The sequence below is a fragment of the Exiguobacterium sp. s46 genome (assembly GCF_018618875.1).
In the GTDB taxonomy this organism is placed as follows: domain Bacteria; phylum Bacillota; class Bacilli; order Exiguobacteriales; family Exiguobacteriaceae; genus Exiguobacterium_A; species Exiguobacterium_A abrahamii.
In genome coordinates this window covers 1787046-1800684 of record NZ_JACSMY010000001.1, presented here as the reverse complement: position 1 = coordinate 1800684, position 13639 = coordinate 1787046, and the positions used below count along the sequence as shown (strand labels likewise).

17 protein-coding genes and 1 pseudogene are annotated in these 13639 nt (G+C 50.6%); 16 read left to right on the top strand and 2 right to left on the bottom strand.

Annotation, left to right across the window (positions count from 1 at the left end):
• Positions 1–59 precede the first annotated feature (59 nt).
• Complete coding sequence (locus tag KNQ08_RS09420) at positions 60–569, top strand: GNAT family N-acetyltransferase (RefSeq protein ID WP_023469196.1); 510 nt, start codon at positions 60–62, stop codon at positions 567–569.
• A gap of 56 nt (positions 570–625) precedes the next feature.
• Here KNQ08_RS09420 and hxlR read toward each other — a convergent pair whose 3' ends face one another.
• The gene (hxlR, locus tag KNQ08_RS09415; protein ID WP_029342458.1) at positions 626–991 is read right to left on the bottom strand and encodes a transcriptional activator HxlR; all 366 of its coding nucleotides are present in this window, start codon (positions 989–991) and stop codon (positions 626–628) included.
• Positions 992–1195: 204 nt separating this feature from the next.
• On the opposite strand from hxlR, the gene hxlA reads away from it, so the two are divergent.
• From hxlA to KNQ08_RS09400, 3 genes are all read left to right on the top strand, one after another.
• Positions 1196–1831: a 3-hexulose-6-phosphate synthase gene (gene hxlA / locus KNQ08_RS09410; protein ID WP_214805356.1), complete on the top strand. Its 636-nt coding sequence runs from the start codon at positions 1196–1198 to the stop codon at positions 1829–1831.
• The gene (gene hxlB / locus KNQ08_RS09405; RefSeq protein ID WP_149427764.1) at positions 1832–2380 is read left to right on the top strand and encodes a 6-phospho-3-hexuloisomerase; all 549 of its coding nucleotides are present in this window, start codon (positions 1832–1834) and stop codon (positions 2378–2380) included.
• Between the two features lie 187 nt (positions 2381–2567).
• Positions 2568–3332 carry a DUF4367 domain-containing protein gene (locus KNQ08_RS09400; protein ID WP_214805354.1) on the top strand — a complete coding sequence of 255 codons (765 nt, stop codon included), beginning with the start codon at positions 2568–2570 and terminating at the stop codon, positions 3330–3332.
• A 39-nt stretch (positions 3333–3371) separates the two neighbouring features.
• On the opposite strand, the gene hisJ is transcribed toward KNQ08_RS09400, so the two are convergent.
• Complete coding sequence (gene hisJ, locus KNQ08_RS09395) at positions 3372–4166, bottom strand: histidinol-phosphatase HisJ (RefSeq protein ID WP_055968870.1); 795 nt, start codon at positions 4164–4166, stop codon at positions 3372–3374.
• Positions 4167–4288: 122 nt separating this feature from the next.
• Here hisJ and KNQ08_RS09390 point away from each other — a divergent pair, with 122 nt between their 5' ends.
• The 12 genes and pseudogenes from KNQ08_RS09390 to KNQ08_RS09330 all read left to right on the top strand — a co-directional run bounded on the left by KNQ08_RS09390 (position 4289) and on the right by KNQ08_RS09330 (position 13628).
• Positions 4289–5110 (top strand): ATP phosphoribosyltransferase regulatory subunit, encoded by an 822-nt coding sequence (locus tag KNQ08_RS09390; RefSeq protein WP_214805352.1) that lies wholly within the window; start codon positions 4289–4291, stop codon positions 5108–5110.
• Positions 5111–5722 carry an ATP phosphoribosyltransferase gene (gene hisG, locus KNQ08_RS09385; protein WP_023469189.1) on the top strand — a complete coding sequence of 204 codons (612 nt, stop codon included), beginning with the start codon at positions 5111–5113 and terminating at the stop codon, positions 5720–5722.
• A complete protein-coding gene (gene hisD / locus KNQ08_RS09380) occupies positions 5719–6936 on the top strand; it encodes a histidinol dehydrogenase (protein ID WP_214805350.1) in 1218 nt (405 codons plus the stop codon). The genes hisG and hisD overlap by 4 nt, the downstream gene beginning before the upstream one ends.
• Positions 6936–7907, top strand: coding sequence for a pyridoxal phosphate-dependent aminotransferase (locus KNQ08_RS09375; RefSeq protein ID WP_214805349.1), 972 nt, complete (start codon positions 6936–6938; stop codon positions 7905–7907). The genes hisD and KNQ08_RS09375 overlap by 1 nt, the downstream gene beginning before the upstream one ends.
• Positions 7880–8461 (top strand): imidazoleglycerol-phosphate dehydratase HisB, encoded by a 582-nt coding sequence (gene hisB, locus KNQ08_RS09370; protein ID WP_035396348.1) that lies wholly within the window; start codon positions 7880–7882, stop codon positions 8459–8461. Before KNQ08_RS09375 ends, hisB begins: the two co-directional genes overlap by 28 nt.
• Positions 8458–9045: an imidazole glycerol phosphate synthase subunit HisH gene (gene hisH / locus KNQ08_RS09365; RefSeq protein WP_214805346.1), complete on the top strand. Its 588-nt coding sequence runs from the start codon at positions 8458–8460 to the stop codon at positions 9043–9045. Before hisB ends, hisH begins: the two co-directional genes overlap by 4 nt.
• Positions 9018–9722, top strand: coding sequence for a 1-(5-phosphoribosyl)-5-[(5-phosphoribosylamino)methylideneamino]imidazole-4-carboxamide isomerase (gene hisA, locus KNQ08_RS09360; RefSeq protein ID WP_035396350.1), 705 nt, complete (start codon positions 9018–9020; stop codon positions 9720–9722). The genes hisH and hisA overlap by 28 nt, the downstream gene beginning before the upstream one ends.
• Entirely contained in the window at positions 9716–10465 is a 750-nt protein-coding gene (hisF, locus tag KNQ08_RS09355; protein WP_023469183.1) for an imidazole glycerol phosphate synthase subunit HisF, read from the top strand. The genes hisA and hisF overlap by 7 nt, the downstream gene beginning before the upstream one ends.
• A pseudogene (hisIE, locus tag KNQ08_RS16880) lies at positions 10462–11077 on the top strand (bifunctional phosphoribosyl-AMP cyclohydrolase/phosphoribosyl-ATP diphosphatase HisIE). Before hisF ends, hisIE begins: the two are co-directional and overlap by 4 nt.
• A 218-nt stretch (positions 11078–11295) precedes the next feature.
• Complete coding sequence (trhA, locus tag KNQ08_RS09340) at positions 11296–11955, top strand: PAQR family membrane homeostasis protein TrhA (RefSeq protein ID WP_035396436.1); 660 nt, start codon at positions 11296–11298, stop codon at positions 11953–11955.
• Positions 11952–12626, top strand: coding sequence for a TVP38/TMEM64 family protein (locus KNQ08_RS09335; RefSeq protein WP_214805344.1), 675 nt, complete (start codon positions 11952–11954; stop codon positions 12624–12626). Before trhA ends, KNQ08_RS09335 begins: the two co-directional genes overlap by 4 nt.
• Before the next feature lie 84 nt (positions 12627–12710).
• Positions 12711–13628: a proline dehydrogenase family protein gene (locus KNQ08_RS09330; RefSeq protein WP_023469178.1), complete on the top strand. Its 918-nt coding sequence runs from the start codon at positions 12711–12713 to the stop codon at positions 13626–13628.
• Positions 13629–13639 lie beyond the last annotated feature (11 nt).

Genomic DNA, 13639 nt, shown 5'->3' with positions numbered 1-13639 from the left:
TTTTTGGGGGAATTACAGAATATTTTTTTATGTGATTCCTTTGAACGGAGCTGAAACCTATGATACGACGTGCCACGTTGATGGACGGAAAAGCCTTATCGGACTTAATGCGACGCATTGATCGGGAAACGAAATACATGTTGTATGAGCCGGAGGAACGCGTCCTGTCGACGGAACAGGCCGAGGCGTTTATCGAGAAGTTCGGTCAGGCTGCTAACTCGGATATCTTTGTCGTGGACGTCGATGAACAACTCGTCGGATACGTGCTCGTTGTCGGTGGTGAGCCAAGTCGGATCCGTCACCGGGCGAATCTTGTCATCGGTTTGCTCGATGCCTACACGGGTCGTGGTCTTGGTGCGGGTCTACTTGAGGCAGTCGATGCGTTTGCCATTGAAGCAGGGCTCATCCGACTCGAGTTGACGGTTCGCAAGGATAACTTGCGGGCAATCGAGCTCTATCATAAGTTTGGCTTTAACATCGAAGGAACACGCATCGCATCACTCTTCATCGATGGGGAATACGTTGATGAACTGGCGATGTCGAAAATCTATACGACAGAAGAATCCTAAAAAAAGATGCTCCGTGGACTTATCTCTGAAAAGAGACGAGACCGTGAGCATCTTTTTTATGGTGATATCTTTTGTTGTTCGAAGTCGATCTCCAGAACATTTTTCGCATAATCCTTACCCCAGTCATACATCGCATCTAAAATCGGCATTAAGCTATGTCCATGCGGCGTCAACGAGTATTCGACCTTCGGTGGTACGACCGGGTAGACTTCCCGGTGAATGATGTGGTGGTCTTCAAGTTCTCGAAGTTGATTGACGAGCATCCGTTGCGTGATCCCGGGCATCAGACTTTTTAGTTCCCCGAAGCGTTTTGTTCCTTCCTTACCTAAGTGCCAAAGAATGAGCATCTTCCATTTTCCCCCGATGATCGAGAGTGTCAATTCCTTCTCACAGTTAAACTGACGGTCTTCAAAATGTGGCATCGTTCCACCTCCTGCTCCAGTATAGTCTTTCTTCCGAACGACAGTATACTTTTCTGCACTATGTATGAAAAACCGCACTATGTAAATTAAAAGTGCGTACTTCTCAAGAATGCTCCTGCGGATTATATTTAGTCCTGTTCTTTCGTGAACGTTTGAAGGAAGTGTCAGGTACGACAATACAGAGAAGAATGGGAGAGATACAAAATGAAATTACAACTCGCGATTGATTTAGTCGATACAGCAGGTGCGATTGCTTTAGTCAAAGAAATCGGGGAAAACAATTTAGATATCGTCGAGATCGGGACACCGGTCGTCATCAACGAAGGGCTCCGCGCCGTCAAAGAAATGAAAGCCGCGTTCCCGAACTTAACGGTCCTCGCTGATTTAAAAATCATGGACGCTGCCGGTTACGAAGTCAGCCAAGCTGTCGCACACGGTGCCGACATCGTGACGATCCTTGGGGCAGCGGAAGACATGTCAATCAAAGGGGCAGTCGAAGAAGCGAAAAAATCAGGCAAACAGATTCTCGTCGACATGATTGCCGTGAAAGATATTGCGACACGTGCGAAAGAACTCGATGCGTTAGGCGTCGACTACATCTGTGTCCACACAGGTTACGATCTCCAAGCAGTCGGTCAAAACTCATTTGAGGATCTTGCGACAATCAAGTCAGTTGTGACAAATGCAAAAACAGCTGTTGCGGGTGGCATCAAGATGGAGACGTTACCGGAAGTCATCGCTGCACGTCCTGATCTGATCATCGTCGGTGGCGGGATCACAGGACAAGATGATAAACAAGAGACAGCGTCAACGATGCACCGGATGCTACAAGAGGCGTAAATGACACACATTCAAACGATTATCGAAGAACTGACTTCGACGGTTGAAGCAATCGATGCGACCGAGACGAAAGAACTGGCAGACGCTGTGCTGCAAGCGAACCGGATCTTTCTCGCAGGAGCCGGTCGCTCCGGCTTGATGGGGAAAGCGTTCGTCATGCGGTTGATGCACATGGGACTCGATGCTTATGTCGTTGGCGAGACAGTCACGGCGAATTTACGTGAGGGTGACTTGTTAATCGTCGGTTCCGGATCGGGTGAGACGAAAACATTGATTCCAATCGTCGAGAAAGCACAGCAACTTGGTGGGACGGTTGCCGTCGTCACGATCAATCCGACATCGACGTTAGCGCGATTAGCCGACTTGGTCGTCCAATTGCCTGGAGTTCCAAAAGAACAAACGGCATCAGCGGACGAGACGGTTCAACCAATGGGCTCGTTGTTCGAACAGACGATGTTATTGTTCTATGATGCTTTGATTCTGCAGATCATGGAAGATAAGCGGCTTGATTCACAAACGATGTACGGGAAACATGCCAACTTAGAATGAAACATACGAAACAGATTAGTTCTCTTCAATCGAAGAGGGCTAGTCTGTTTTTGTCTGTAGATCTTTTCATGTATGAATGTGTATTAATCAGAAATTCTCCTTTCCTTCTTTTCGTAATTTTCTTAAAGACGTAGTCCCGCAACATGAGATACTCAAAGAAAGGAAAAAAGAGGAAAAGGAGATTGTCATGCGATTTCAACGGATTGGTGTAATCAGTGCATTATTCGCTGCAAGTATTTTGACCGGTTGTGCAGAACCAGACCAAGTTCCGCCTTTGAATCAGCTTCACACGCGATGGATTGATGATAACACTGCTGAGGATGGTGCTGAGCCGGATGCCATCGTACAACGTATTAAAGCAGAAGACTTTTCAGAAAAGGATTCGTTTGAAGCGGATTTCCGTCGTCACGTGACGTTTTACTTTAAAGATGGAACAAAAGCGCATCCGACTGAAGGCGATATCTGGAGTAGTGTCGCCCTCGGGAATCATGCTTACGTGACGCTGCATTACCCAAAAGGAGCAGATCGTCTTGCTGTATTAGAGTATACCAAGCAAGAGAAGAACTGGATTTTAAAAGGCGGTTTACATGACGACGTTCAAAATATTAAAAAAGATGATGGTTCAACTCGCGGTTTGAATTTACCATTTCAAGCGATTATGAGTAGTTCAACTCTTAATGGGGACGATAGCGTCTGGTTCTTCCACACGAAGTCACAAACGATTCTGCTAACCGTCGTTCCGAAGCAAGACGTTCAAGGCGAGGACTGGAAGGAAACGATGCTTGTAAACGGACAGACGGCTTATTTCGAGCAGAAACAAGGGAGAGCGAACCTCTATTACGTCGAGGACAACCAAATCGTCCTCCTGTCTGGTAACGTGTCGCTAGCACAATTAAAAAAATTAGCACGATCGATTGCTCCTGTCGAAGCTGCTGATTTTCCATATTCCTAAACAAAAAAATCCGGACGCTGCGGCATCCGGATTTTTGTTTTACCATTTGAAATCGAAATCAGCACCGACATCTTTTGCGAGATGGGCATCTGATCCATAGACGAGCGGAATCGATAACGACTGCGTGACTTGCAGGAGTTCCGGGTAAGGATAGGAAAGACCACATAATGGTTTCCGGAGTCCTGCTGTGTTGACGTCGAGTGTGAAGTTCGCCTGACGGATCTTCCGTAACGTGTCGTCGAGGTTCGTTGGGTTCGACTCAAGCGGATAGGCTTGGATGAATTTCGTCGGTAACGTTAAGTGACCGAGGCGCTTCGGCTGGTGTGCACCGAGGTCCGTCATGACGAGGGCTTGGATGCCTTCATAATAGCGTTCGTGTACCGCCGTGACGCTTCCGAGTTTCGTGACGATCTCACCGAAGCTTTCCTTGCTGAAGTCGACGCCGTAATATTGCTCATCGATGTATAAGTAATGCAGTGAGAGAATGCCGTCGGTTAAGACGTCAGCGTAGCGGGCAATGATGTCACGCGTACCGTCGACATGCCCTTCCCAGTAGTCGAACTCCATCCCGATCCGGATATCAATCTGATTCTTGTATGTCTCGCGGAGTTGCGTCAATTCCTTCAGGTAGGCATCGGCTGTCGCGAACGACATTCCGGAATCGTTATCTGGCGCAGGATCCGTCACACCTTCAGGTAAAGGGGCATGTTCCGTGAAGCTGATCCGTTCTAAGCCTTGCTCTAAGGCACGCTCGATGTAGGCTTCAAGTGGATCCTTCGTACCGTGTGGACAATATGGACTGTGGACGTGACCGTCCCATTTCAATAATTGCATGAGTAACCCTCCGATTTTTTAGAATTGGCAAGCAAAGCGATTGACAATGTGCCCCAAACGCGGTATCTTATCGTTAAATAATTTAGCGTGGTACAGTGATAATAAGATAAAGGAGTGGGAGTATGCAATCATTTTCTACGATTCGACTCAAGGATGGAGCGACGGACTATGTCGGTGCCTCGGCAACGCGGCTCCAGCAGGTCATCCGTCAGCTCGAAGATGGACTCGAACAATCTAACTATACCCGATTAATCACCCCCTTAATTGAGGAAATCGGTGGACGGGAACAGATTCGGATGGATTTTACGACTAGTGTCGCACGTGCACTCAGCGAACGCGGTCGCGAACAATATAAACGTGTCTTCTACAGTGGCTCCGTCTTTCAACCGGAAGAGAAGTTCCAGGTCGGATTCGAGGAACGGGGACAAATCGCAGAAGTCGAAGCAATCCAACTCGCGGTCCGACTCGTCGAGGAACTGACAGGAAAAGAAGTCACCCTCTCAATTGGTGATGCTGGTCTAATCGAGCATTTGATCGAGACACGTGTCGGTGATCACCACTTACGCGACCAAGTGACGCAGATGCTCCGTTTACGTAACGTCATCGAACTGAAGCGGATCGCGGGTCAACTGGATGATGCTTTACTCGCGAAACTTCCTTTATTATTCGGACGCGAAGGAGCAGAGACGATCTTACCGTACGTTGACGAAACACGACTCAATGCCGTGCTTGATCTCGCGGAAGCCGTCAATGCCGATCTCGACTTCGGTCAAATGGGCTTACAGACGTACTACGACGGGATCACGGTCCACGGTTTCATCGAAGGCGTGACGGAACCCGTCCTCGTCGGTGGACGCTACGACCGGCTCTATGAACAATTCGGACAAGAACAACAGGCGTTCGGCATCGGATTCTCGGTCGAACGGTTGGCGGAGGTGCTCTAAATGCGAATCGGAATTACGAAAGGACGGCTGTCGAAAGCGACAGAACGTTATCTGAAAGAAGCTGGCGTCGAGACATGGGGAGCCATTGAACGCGAACTAATCGTCAAACGGGGCGAGCACGAATTCGTCTTCATGAAAGGATCGGATTTGATCCCGTATGTTGCCCAAGGCGTTCTCGATGTCGCGATCACCGGCAGTGATATCCTACTGGAATCAGATCAAGAACTATCGGAACTGGCGGAATTACCGTTCGGTGTCTGCCGGATGTCCGTCTGTGCGAAGGAGCCTTTGCAATTCGAAGGCGGACGCCGCGTCCGGATTGCGACGAAGTATCCGGTCATCGCAAAACGCTACTTCAGCGAACTCGGTGTCGACGTCGACATCGTACCGTTGAACGGTTCGGTCGAGTTGGCACCGTTACTCGGACTTGCTGACGCAATCGTCGATATCGTCGAGACGGGTGAGACGTTACGGGCGAACGGACTAAACGAATACGAAAAAATCATCGATATTAGCGCTCGGTTCTTTACGAGCGAATGGACGTTAAAACGGAAGCGGGTTGAAGTCATCCGCTTGCTCGAGCAATTGACAGAAGGAGTGACACGATCATGACACCGACAAAACCTTTCAGCATCGATCGAGACACGGAGCTCGCGGTCCGCGCGATTCTCGAACGCGTCGCAACAGACGGTGACGCTGCTGTCCGCGATTATACGAACCAGTTCGATCAGGTCGACCTTGAAGATTTCCGTCTCAGTGAAATACGAATCACACAAGCCTTCGAACAGGCAGATGCCAACTTGATCGACTCGTTGAAGTTGATGGCGACACGACTCGTCGAATGGCACGAACAAGAACTGCCGTCCGACATCGAACTCGTCGAAGCAGACGTGACACGACGTCAACGGTTCGTTCCCGTTGATTCGGTCGGGATTTATGTACCGGGTGGTGCGGCAAGTTATCCGTCGACCGTCTTGATGAACGCGATTCCAGCCAAAGTTGCTGGCGTCGAACGGGTCGTCATGGTGACGCCGATGACGAACTTAAGTGACGAGGTCCTCGTTGCGGCACGAATCGCTGGTGTGACAGAAATCTATACGATTGGTGGAGCACAAGCGGTCGCCGCGCTGACATTCGGAACAGAAAGCATCCAAGCTGTTGACTTGATCGTCGGACCTGGGAACCGCTTCGTCGCTGAAGCCAAACGCCAAGTCTACGGCATCGTTGGCATCGACTCGGTCGCCGGTCCATCGGAAGTCGTCGTCATCGCTGACGAAACAGCGCATCCGGACCGGATCGCAGCTGATCTTCTTGCCCAAGCTGAACACGACCGTGATGCTGTCGCAATCGCCTTCGTGCCAACGGAAGAGATGAAACAAGCGGTAGATACGGAAATCGAACGACGCTTACAACAATTGCCGCGTCAAGAGATTGCCCGCCGTGCAATGGAAAACGGTGGCGTCTTCGTTGCTCCACTCGAGACAGCGATCGAAGAAGCGAACCGTCTGGCAGCGGAACACTTGGAACTTGCCGTTGCCAATCCGCAAGAGGTCGTCAAATCGATCCGTCACGCCGGGATGATCTTCCTCGGTCACGAGACACCGGAAACACTCGGTGATTACGTCGCCGGAACGAACCACGTCTTACCAACATCCGGGACAGCTCGTTTTGCGTCTGGATTATCAGCGCGGACGTTCCTGCGTCACCAGACGATGCTCGAAGCCACACGCGCAGGCGTACAACGTCTCGCGAACGCAGCGAAGACCGTTGCCCGGGTCGAAGGACTCGAAGCACACGCACAAGCCATCGAAGTGAGGGAAGACTAATGCGATTACACCAAAACGAACGATTCACGACCCACAGTCCAGTCGGGATCGAAGCGATCCAGGAATTGATCGCAACGTTCCCATTAAACGAATATCCAGTCGAGATCATCGATCAAGTCAAGGCATCGTACGCGACGTACGCCGGTGTCCGTCCGACGCAACTCGTCGCCGGAAACGGCTCGGATGAGTTGATCGGCTACTTATGTGCCCGCTACGGTGGACCCGGGGTGCCGGTCATCGCCTCGGAACCGGACTTTGTCATGTATCAGTTCTACGCTGACCGGGCACGGGCACCGTTTGAACGCGTGCCGTTACTGGACGAGATGGCGCTTGACGTTGAGGGATTGATCGCAGCTCCTGGTGAGATCATCTTCTTGAGTCACCCGCACAATCCGTCCGGTGTCCTCCGCAAGGAAGCGGATGTCCGTCGCTTGCTCGACAGTGGCAAATACGTCGTCATCGATGAGGCGTACATCGACTTCGCGCTCGAACAATCGATGCTTCACTTACTCGAAGAATATCCGAAAGCAATCATCTTACGGACGCTCTCAAAAGCGTTCGGACTCGCATCGCTCCGACTTGGTTTTGTCATCGCGAGCGAACAAATCATCGAAGAAATCGAACAGATTAAATCACCATATAATGTCTCTGGTCTATCAGCAGCTGTTGGCATCGCCATCATGGCAGAACCGGAACTCGATCGGGTCTTAGACGAGACCTATGCGAGCCGCGAGGCGATCGAACGGATTCTCGACCCAATCGGCAAGACATATCCGAGTGCAGCGAACTTCGTCTACGTCGAGTATCCGGAAGCCGAACGCTTTACGCAACGTTGTGCTGACGCCGGATTACGGATTCGTTTGTTTAACCAAGCTTTCCGTGTCAGTTGTGGATCACCAGAAGCGATGCAAGTATTAGAAACGTGTGTAGAGGAGGAATTACGATGCGGCGTGGCGCAAGCGAACGAGTAAGTGCAGAATCAGATATCAAGGTTGAAGTCGATCTCGCAGGAGGTCCGGTTGAAATCAAGACCGGTGTCGGGTTCTTTGATCATATGTTGACGTTGTTTGCCTTCCAGGCCCGGATCGGTCTGAAGGTAACAGCAAAAGGTGATACGTGGATCGATGCGCACCACACGGTCGAAGATACCGCGATCGTCCTCGGGGCAGCGTTGACGGAAGCGCTCGGCGATAAAGCCGGGATTGAACGCTACGGCGAATCGCGTGTGCCGATGGACGAGACACTCGCGTCGGTCGTCCTTGATTTCAGCGGTCGTCCGTTCACGGTCTTCCGTGCTAGTTTCAAAAATCCGAAGCTCGGTGACTTTGACACGGAACTCGCAGAAGAGTTCTTCCAAGGCTTATCACGGAGTGCTCGGATGACGATTCATGCTGAAGTCTTATATGGCTCGAACACGCATCACATGATCGAAGGGTTGTTCAAAGCACTCGGTCGGGCCGTCCGTCAGGCAGTCGCCGTGACGAGCGAAGGCGTACCGTCTACGAAAGGGTTGATTGATCAATGATAGCAATCGTCGATTATGGCGTCGGGAATATCGCGAACGTCGAGCGGGCGTTAAAGGAGCTCGGAGAAGCAGTCATCGTCACGAGTGACACGGAGTTGCTTGACCAAGCAGAAGCACTCGTCTTACCGGGTGTCGGTGCCTATGCACCGGCAATGGAGCGCCTGAAGGAAACGGGACTCGTCGACTTCTTAAAAGAACAAGCGAAAAAGAAACCGTTCCTCGGGATTTGCCTCGGGATGCAACTGCTCTTTGAATCGAGTGACGAAGATGGACTGACAGAAGGACTCGGAATTTTACCGGGAACGATTGAAAAACTACCGAGTGACGTCCGCTTGCCGCACATGGGTTGGCACCAGCTGACGAACCACGGCGAAGCGGTCTATTTCGTCCACTCGTACGGCGCTGTTTGTGACCCAGAATGGATCGTCGACGCGGTTGAATACGGACGTCTTATTCCAGCGATCGTTCAAAAAGGACAAGTCACCGGGATGCAGTTCCACCCAGAGAAGAGTGGCGAAGTCGGACTGAAACTACTGAAGGAATGGAGAGAGACGACATGCAACTCTACCCAGCAATCGATTTAATGAGCGGACAGGCCGTACGCCTGAAGCAAGGAGATTTTGACCAACAGACATTTTTCGGTGATGCGTTGACGATTGCGAAGCGCTTCAAGGAAGATGGGGCGACAGCGATCCACTTGATCGATCTTGATGGCGCGAAAGCCGGCGAACCGTTGCACTTGAGCTTGATTGCCGACATCAAAAAGGAGACCGGTTTGTTCGTCGAAGCGGGTGGTGGTGTCCGTAACATCGAAACCGTCGAAGCATACGTCGGTGCCGGAATCGATCGGATTCTGGTCGGCACGGTCGCTCTCGAGGATGAAGCGTTACTCGAGCAGATGATTGCCCTCGCTGGTGATAAACTGGCTGTTGCGTTAGATGCAAAAGAAGGCATCGTCCAGACACGCGGCTGGCTCGAAGCGAGCGGTTGGACGCTTGAAGAGGCAATGACACACTTGATCGGTAAAGGCATCAAGACGTTCCTTTATACAGACATTTCGCGTGACGGAATGATGATGGGACCGGACGTTGATGGACTCGATCGTTTGAAGCGGGAAGGGGTCGAATTGATCGCTTCTGGTGGTGTGACGACCGTTGATGACGTCGCGCGCCTCAAAGAGATCGGGATGGACGGAGCGGTCGTCGGTCGGGCATTGCTCGACGGATCACTCGCCTTAAAAGAGGTGTTACGCGTATGTTGATGAAACGAATCATTCCCTGTCTTGACGTCAAGGAAGGACGTGTCGTCAAAGGGGTCAAATTCCAAAACTTACGTGATCTTGGTGACCCGGTCGCCGTCGCGAAATACTATTACGAGCAAGGGGCGGACGAACTCGTCCTGCTCGATATCTCAGCAACGCAAGAAGGGCGCGAGACGATGCTTGATATCGTCGAACGCGTCGCAGAAGTCATCTACATGCCGTTTACGGTCGGTGGCGGAATCAAGACGATTGAAGACGCGAAACGCTTGATTCGTGCCGGTGCTGACAAAGTCTCACTCAACTCGTCGGCGCTTCAAAATCCACAACTGATTCAAGAAGTCAGCCGCCTGTTCGGTGTCCAAGCGACAGTCGTCGCAATCGATGCGAAACAGACCGGCGACTCATGGGGTGTCTTCTCACACGGGGGAACACAACCCGTCGGACGTGACGCGATCGAGTGGGCGCAGGAAGCCGTTGCCCTGGGTGCCGGTGAATTACTCGTCACTTCAATGGACGCTGACGGAACAAAAGACGGCTATGATCTCGCCTTGATTCGTCGTCTGCGTGAAGTCGTCAACGTGCCGATCATCGCTTCTGGTGGGGTCGGAACACTCGATCACTTGGCGGAAGGTTTGGAAGCGGGCGCTGACGCAGCCCTTGCTGCTTCAATCTTCCATGAAGCGACATACACGATGCCGGAAACGAAAGCCTACCTCAAAGAACGGGGAGTCGAAGTCCGATGACGACATTGAATTTTTCAAAAGGACTCGTCGCTGCCGTCGTCGTCGACGAGCAGACGAACGATGTCTTGATGGTCGGCTTCATGGACCAAGCCGCTTATGATAAGACGCTTGCGACCGGTCTTGTCACCTTCTTCTCGCGGACGAAGAATCGTCTCTGGACGAAAGGGGAGACGAGCGGGAACACGCTTGAACTCAAACGGATGTGGATTGACTGTGATCAAGATAGTCTCTTGATCACGGTCAAAGCGAATGGTCCGACATGCCATACAGGAAATCGTAGTTGTTTCTATACGGAAGTGGAGGTGCCCGATGTTATACGAACTGGAACAGACGGTCAAAGCGAAGATTGACGCGAAAGAAGCAGAATCCTATACGAACTATTTGATTGCTTCTGGATATGAGAAGATCGCGAAGAAGTTCGGCGAAGAGGCATTTGAAGTCGTCCTCGCCGGTAACGATACGTTAGCTGAAGAGACAGCAGACTTGTTGTATCACTTAACGGTCTTGCTCGCTGAGCGCGGTGTCTCATTCAAAGAAGTCGAAGCCGTCCTTAACGAACGTCACGGTACAAAATCGACGTTCAAGGATCGCCCGGATATTGAACAATGGTAAACGACATCCACATCGCAAAGGCGGTGTGGATTTTTGTATAAGCGGGAAAAGACAAACAGATGACGGTTGTCATCAAATCGACAGAATCTTTCGATAGGCACGCTGTCGCTTCAGAGCGTATAATCAAAGTGTTAGTCTTGTGTCATTAGAAAGTAGGTGTTCGGTTGGTTACCAAAAAAGAACTTAAGCAAACGATCAAGCAACAATCGAAAGAAACGATCGAAGAGCTACTCGCAAAAGGTGACTCCTTAAAAGAGGAGATCGCCAGTGCCATTACACACGGATTGGGTGTCATTTTCAGTATCGTCGCGCTCGTGATGTTGATCCTGCAGGCGACGAAGTCCGGTAGCGCTTGGAACGTCACTGCTGTCAGTATCTTCGGGGCAACGATGATTCTCCTTTATCTGTTCTCGACCTTGATGCATTCGCTGATGCATACGAAAGCAAACAAGGTTCTACAAATTTTAGATCATGCTGGCATCTATCTCTTGATTGCTGGTAGTTATACACCGTTCGCCTTGATCACGCTCCGTGGTCCGCTCGGCTGGACGTTGCTTGGAATCGTCTGGGGTGTCGGAACGCTCGGCATCATCTGGAAGCTCTATTCGACAGGTAAGTATGTTTGGATTTCAAATGCATCTTATCTGATTCTCGGCTGGTGTTGTCTGTTTGCGATCAAGCCGATCTATGAAGCACTTGGATTACAAGGATTCTTACTGCTCCTCGGTGGTGGACTTGCGTACTCCCTCGGCGTCATCTTTTACGTCTGGGCACGCTTGCCGTATAACCACGCGATTTGGCATCTGTTCGTCCTTGCTGGTAGTGTGTTGATCTTCCTGTCGATTTTCTATTACGTTGCTCCAGCGACGATGTCATGAAGAAACTACGGCTCCGGGACTGGCTCCCGATCACGCTGTATTTTATGTTTGGACTTGGATTGCTCCTGTATTTCCGGATGTCGGGAATGTTGGAGCAATTCGACATTCAAGCATTATCGGATTGGGTACGGGATCAAGGTCTCACCGGGATGTTGCTTTACGTACTCGCTTACACGATTCGACCACTCGTCTTTTTTCCGGCGAGTCTTTTGACCGTCTTTGGCGGCTATACGTACGGTCCGTGGCTCGGGACATTACTTGATGTTATTGGTGCCGGTACGGGTGGATTACTCAGCTTTTGGATCGCCCGGTTGCTCGGTCGCCGTGGAGTTGAGAAGTTGATCGGGAAAGGGAAGCTGAACGTACTCGACGAACGGATTGCAACGAACGGCTTTCTCGTCGTCTTGATCGTCCGGTTGATTCCGCTATTTCCGTTTGACGCGATCAGCTACGCGTCCGGATTATCAAAAATCCGCTTTAAACAGTTCGCCATCGCGAACTATATCGGGATCATTCCCGGTGCGTTCGTTTACAACAATATCGGCTCAAGCCTTCGTGATCCGTTCTCGTGGCAGTTCTTCCTCGCGATCGGTCTGTATGTCTTATTCTTTGCCGTGGGACTTGTCGCACAACAGATTCTCAAAAATAAACAAAAGAAAGAGCGTATGTAAGCGCTTTATGTCATAATATAAAGGCAGAGATGTGAACCGATACGGTAAAACAGCCTAGCATTTATTTAGGGGGAATCATGAGTGATGGAAAAAGTACTACGGGATGGTTTTATCTTCTTATCGCAAAACAAGACATTGAACGGTCTCGCCAAGCGATACGGGCTTAAATTCGGAGCAAGTCGCTTCGTGGCAGGGGATTCATTGGAAGCATCAAAACGGGCGATCCAGGAATTGAACGCAAAAGGATTATGCGTCACGATGGACCATTTAGGGGAGTTCATCTCGACGGTAGCGGAAGCAGAGATGATGACACAAGAATGTATTCGTGCGGTTGAGATGATTGCGGAAGAAAAATTAGACTCGCAACTCTCGTTGAAACTGACATCACTCGGACTCGATATCTCGGACGACTTGATTCGCTCGAACATGGAACGGATCTTAACACGGGCGAAAGAACTCGGTGTCTTCGTCACGATCGACATGGAAGATGAGCCACGTTGTGAAAAGACGATTCAATTGTTTGAAGAATTGCGCCAATCTTTCGATAACATCGGAACAGTCATCCAGTCATACCTCTACCGGTCGGAAGATGACATCAAACGTGTCGGACGCTTCGAGACGAATCTCCGGATTGTCAAAGGGGCTTACAAAGAGCCGGCAACGGTGGCGTTCCCAGAGAAAGAAGACGTTGATCATAACTACATCAAGCTCGTGAAGTTACAATTATCACTCGGAAACTATGCTGCCGTCGCAACGCATGACGATGCGATGATCGAGCAAGTCATCCGTCACGCTAAAGAAAACGGAATCGAAAAAGACCAGTTCGAATTCCAGATGTTATTCGGCATCCGGGTCGAGCGTCAACTCGAACTCGTCAAACAAGGCTATAAAGTCCGTGTCTACGTTCCTTATGGCCGTGACTGGTACGGTTACTTCATGCGCCGCTTAGCAGAACGACCGGCAAACGTTGCCTTCGTTCTCAAAGGAATGGTCAAAGGATAAGAAGAGAAGGC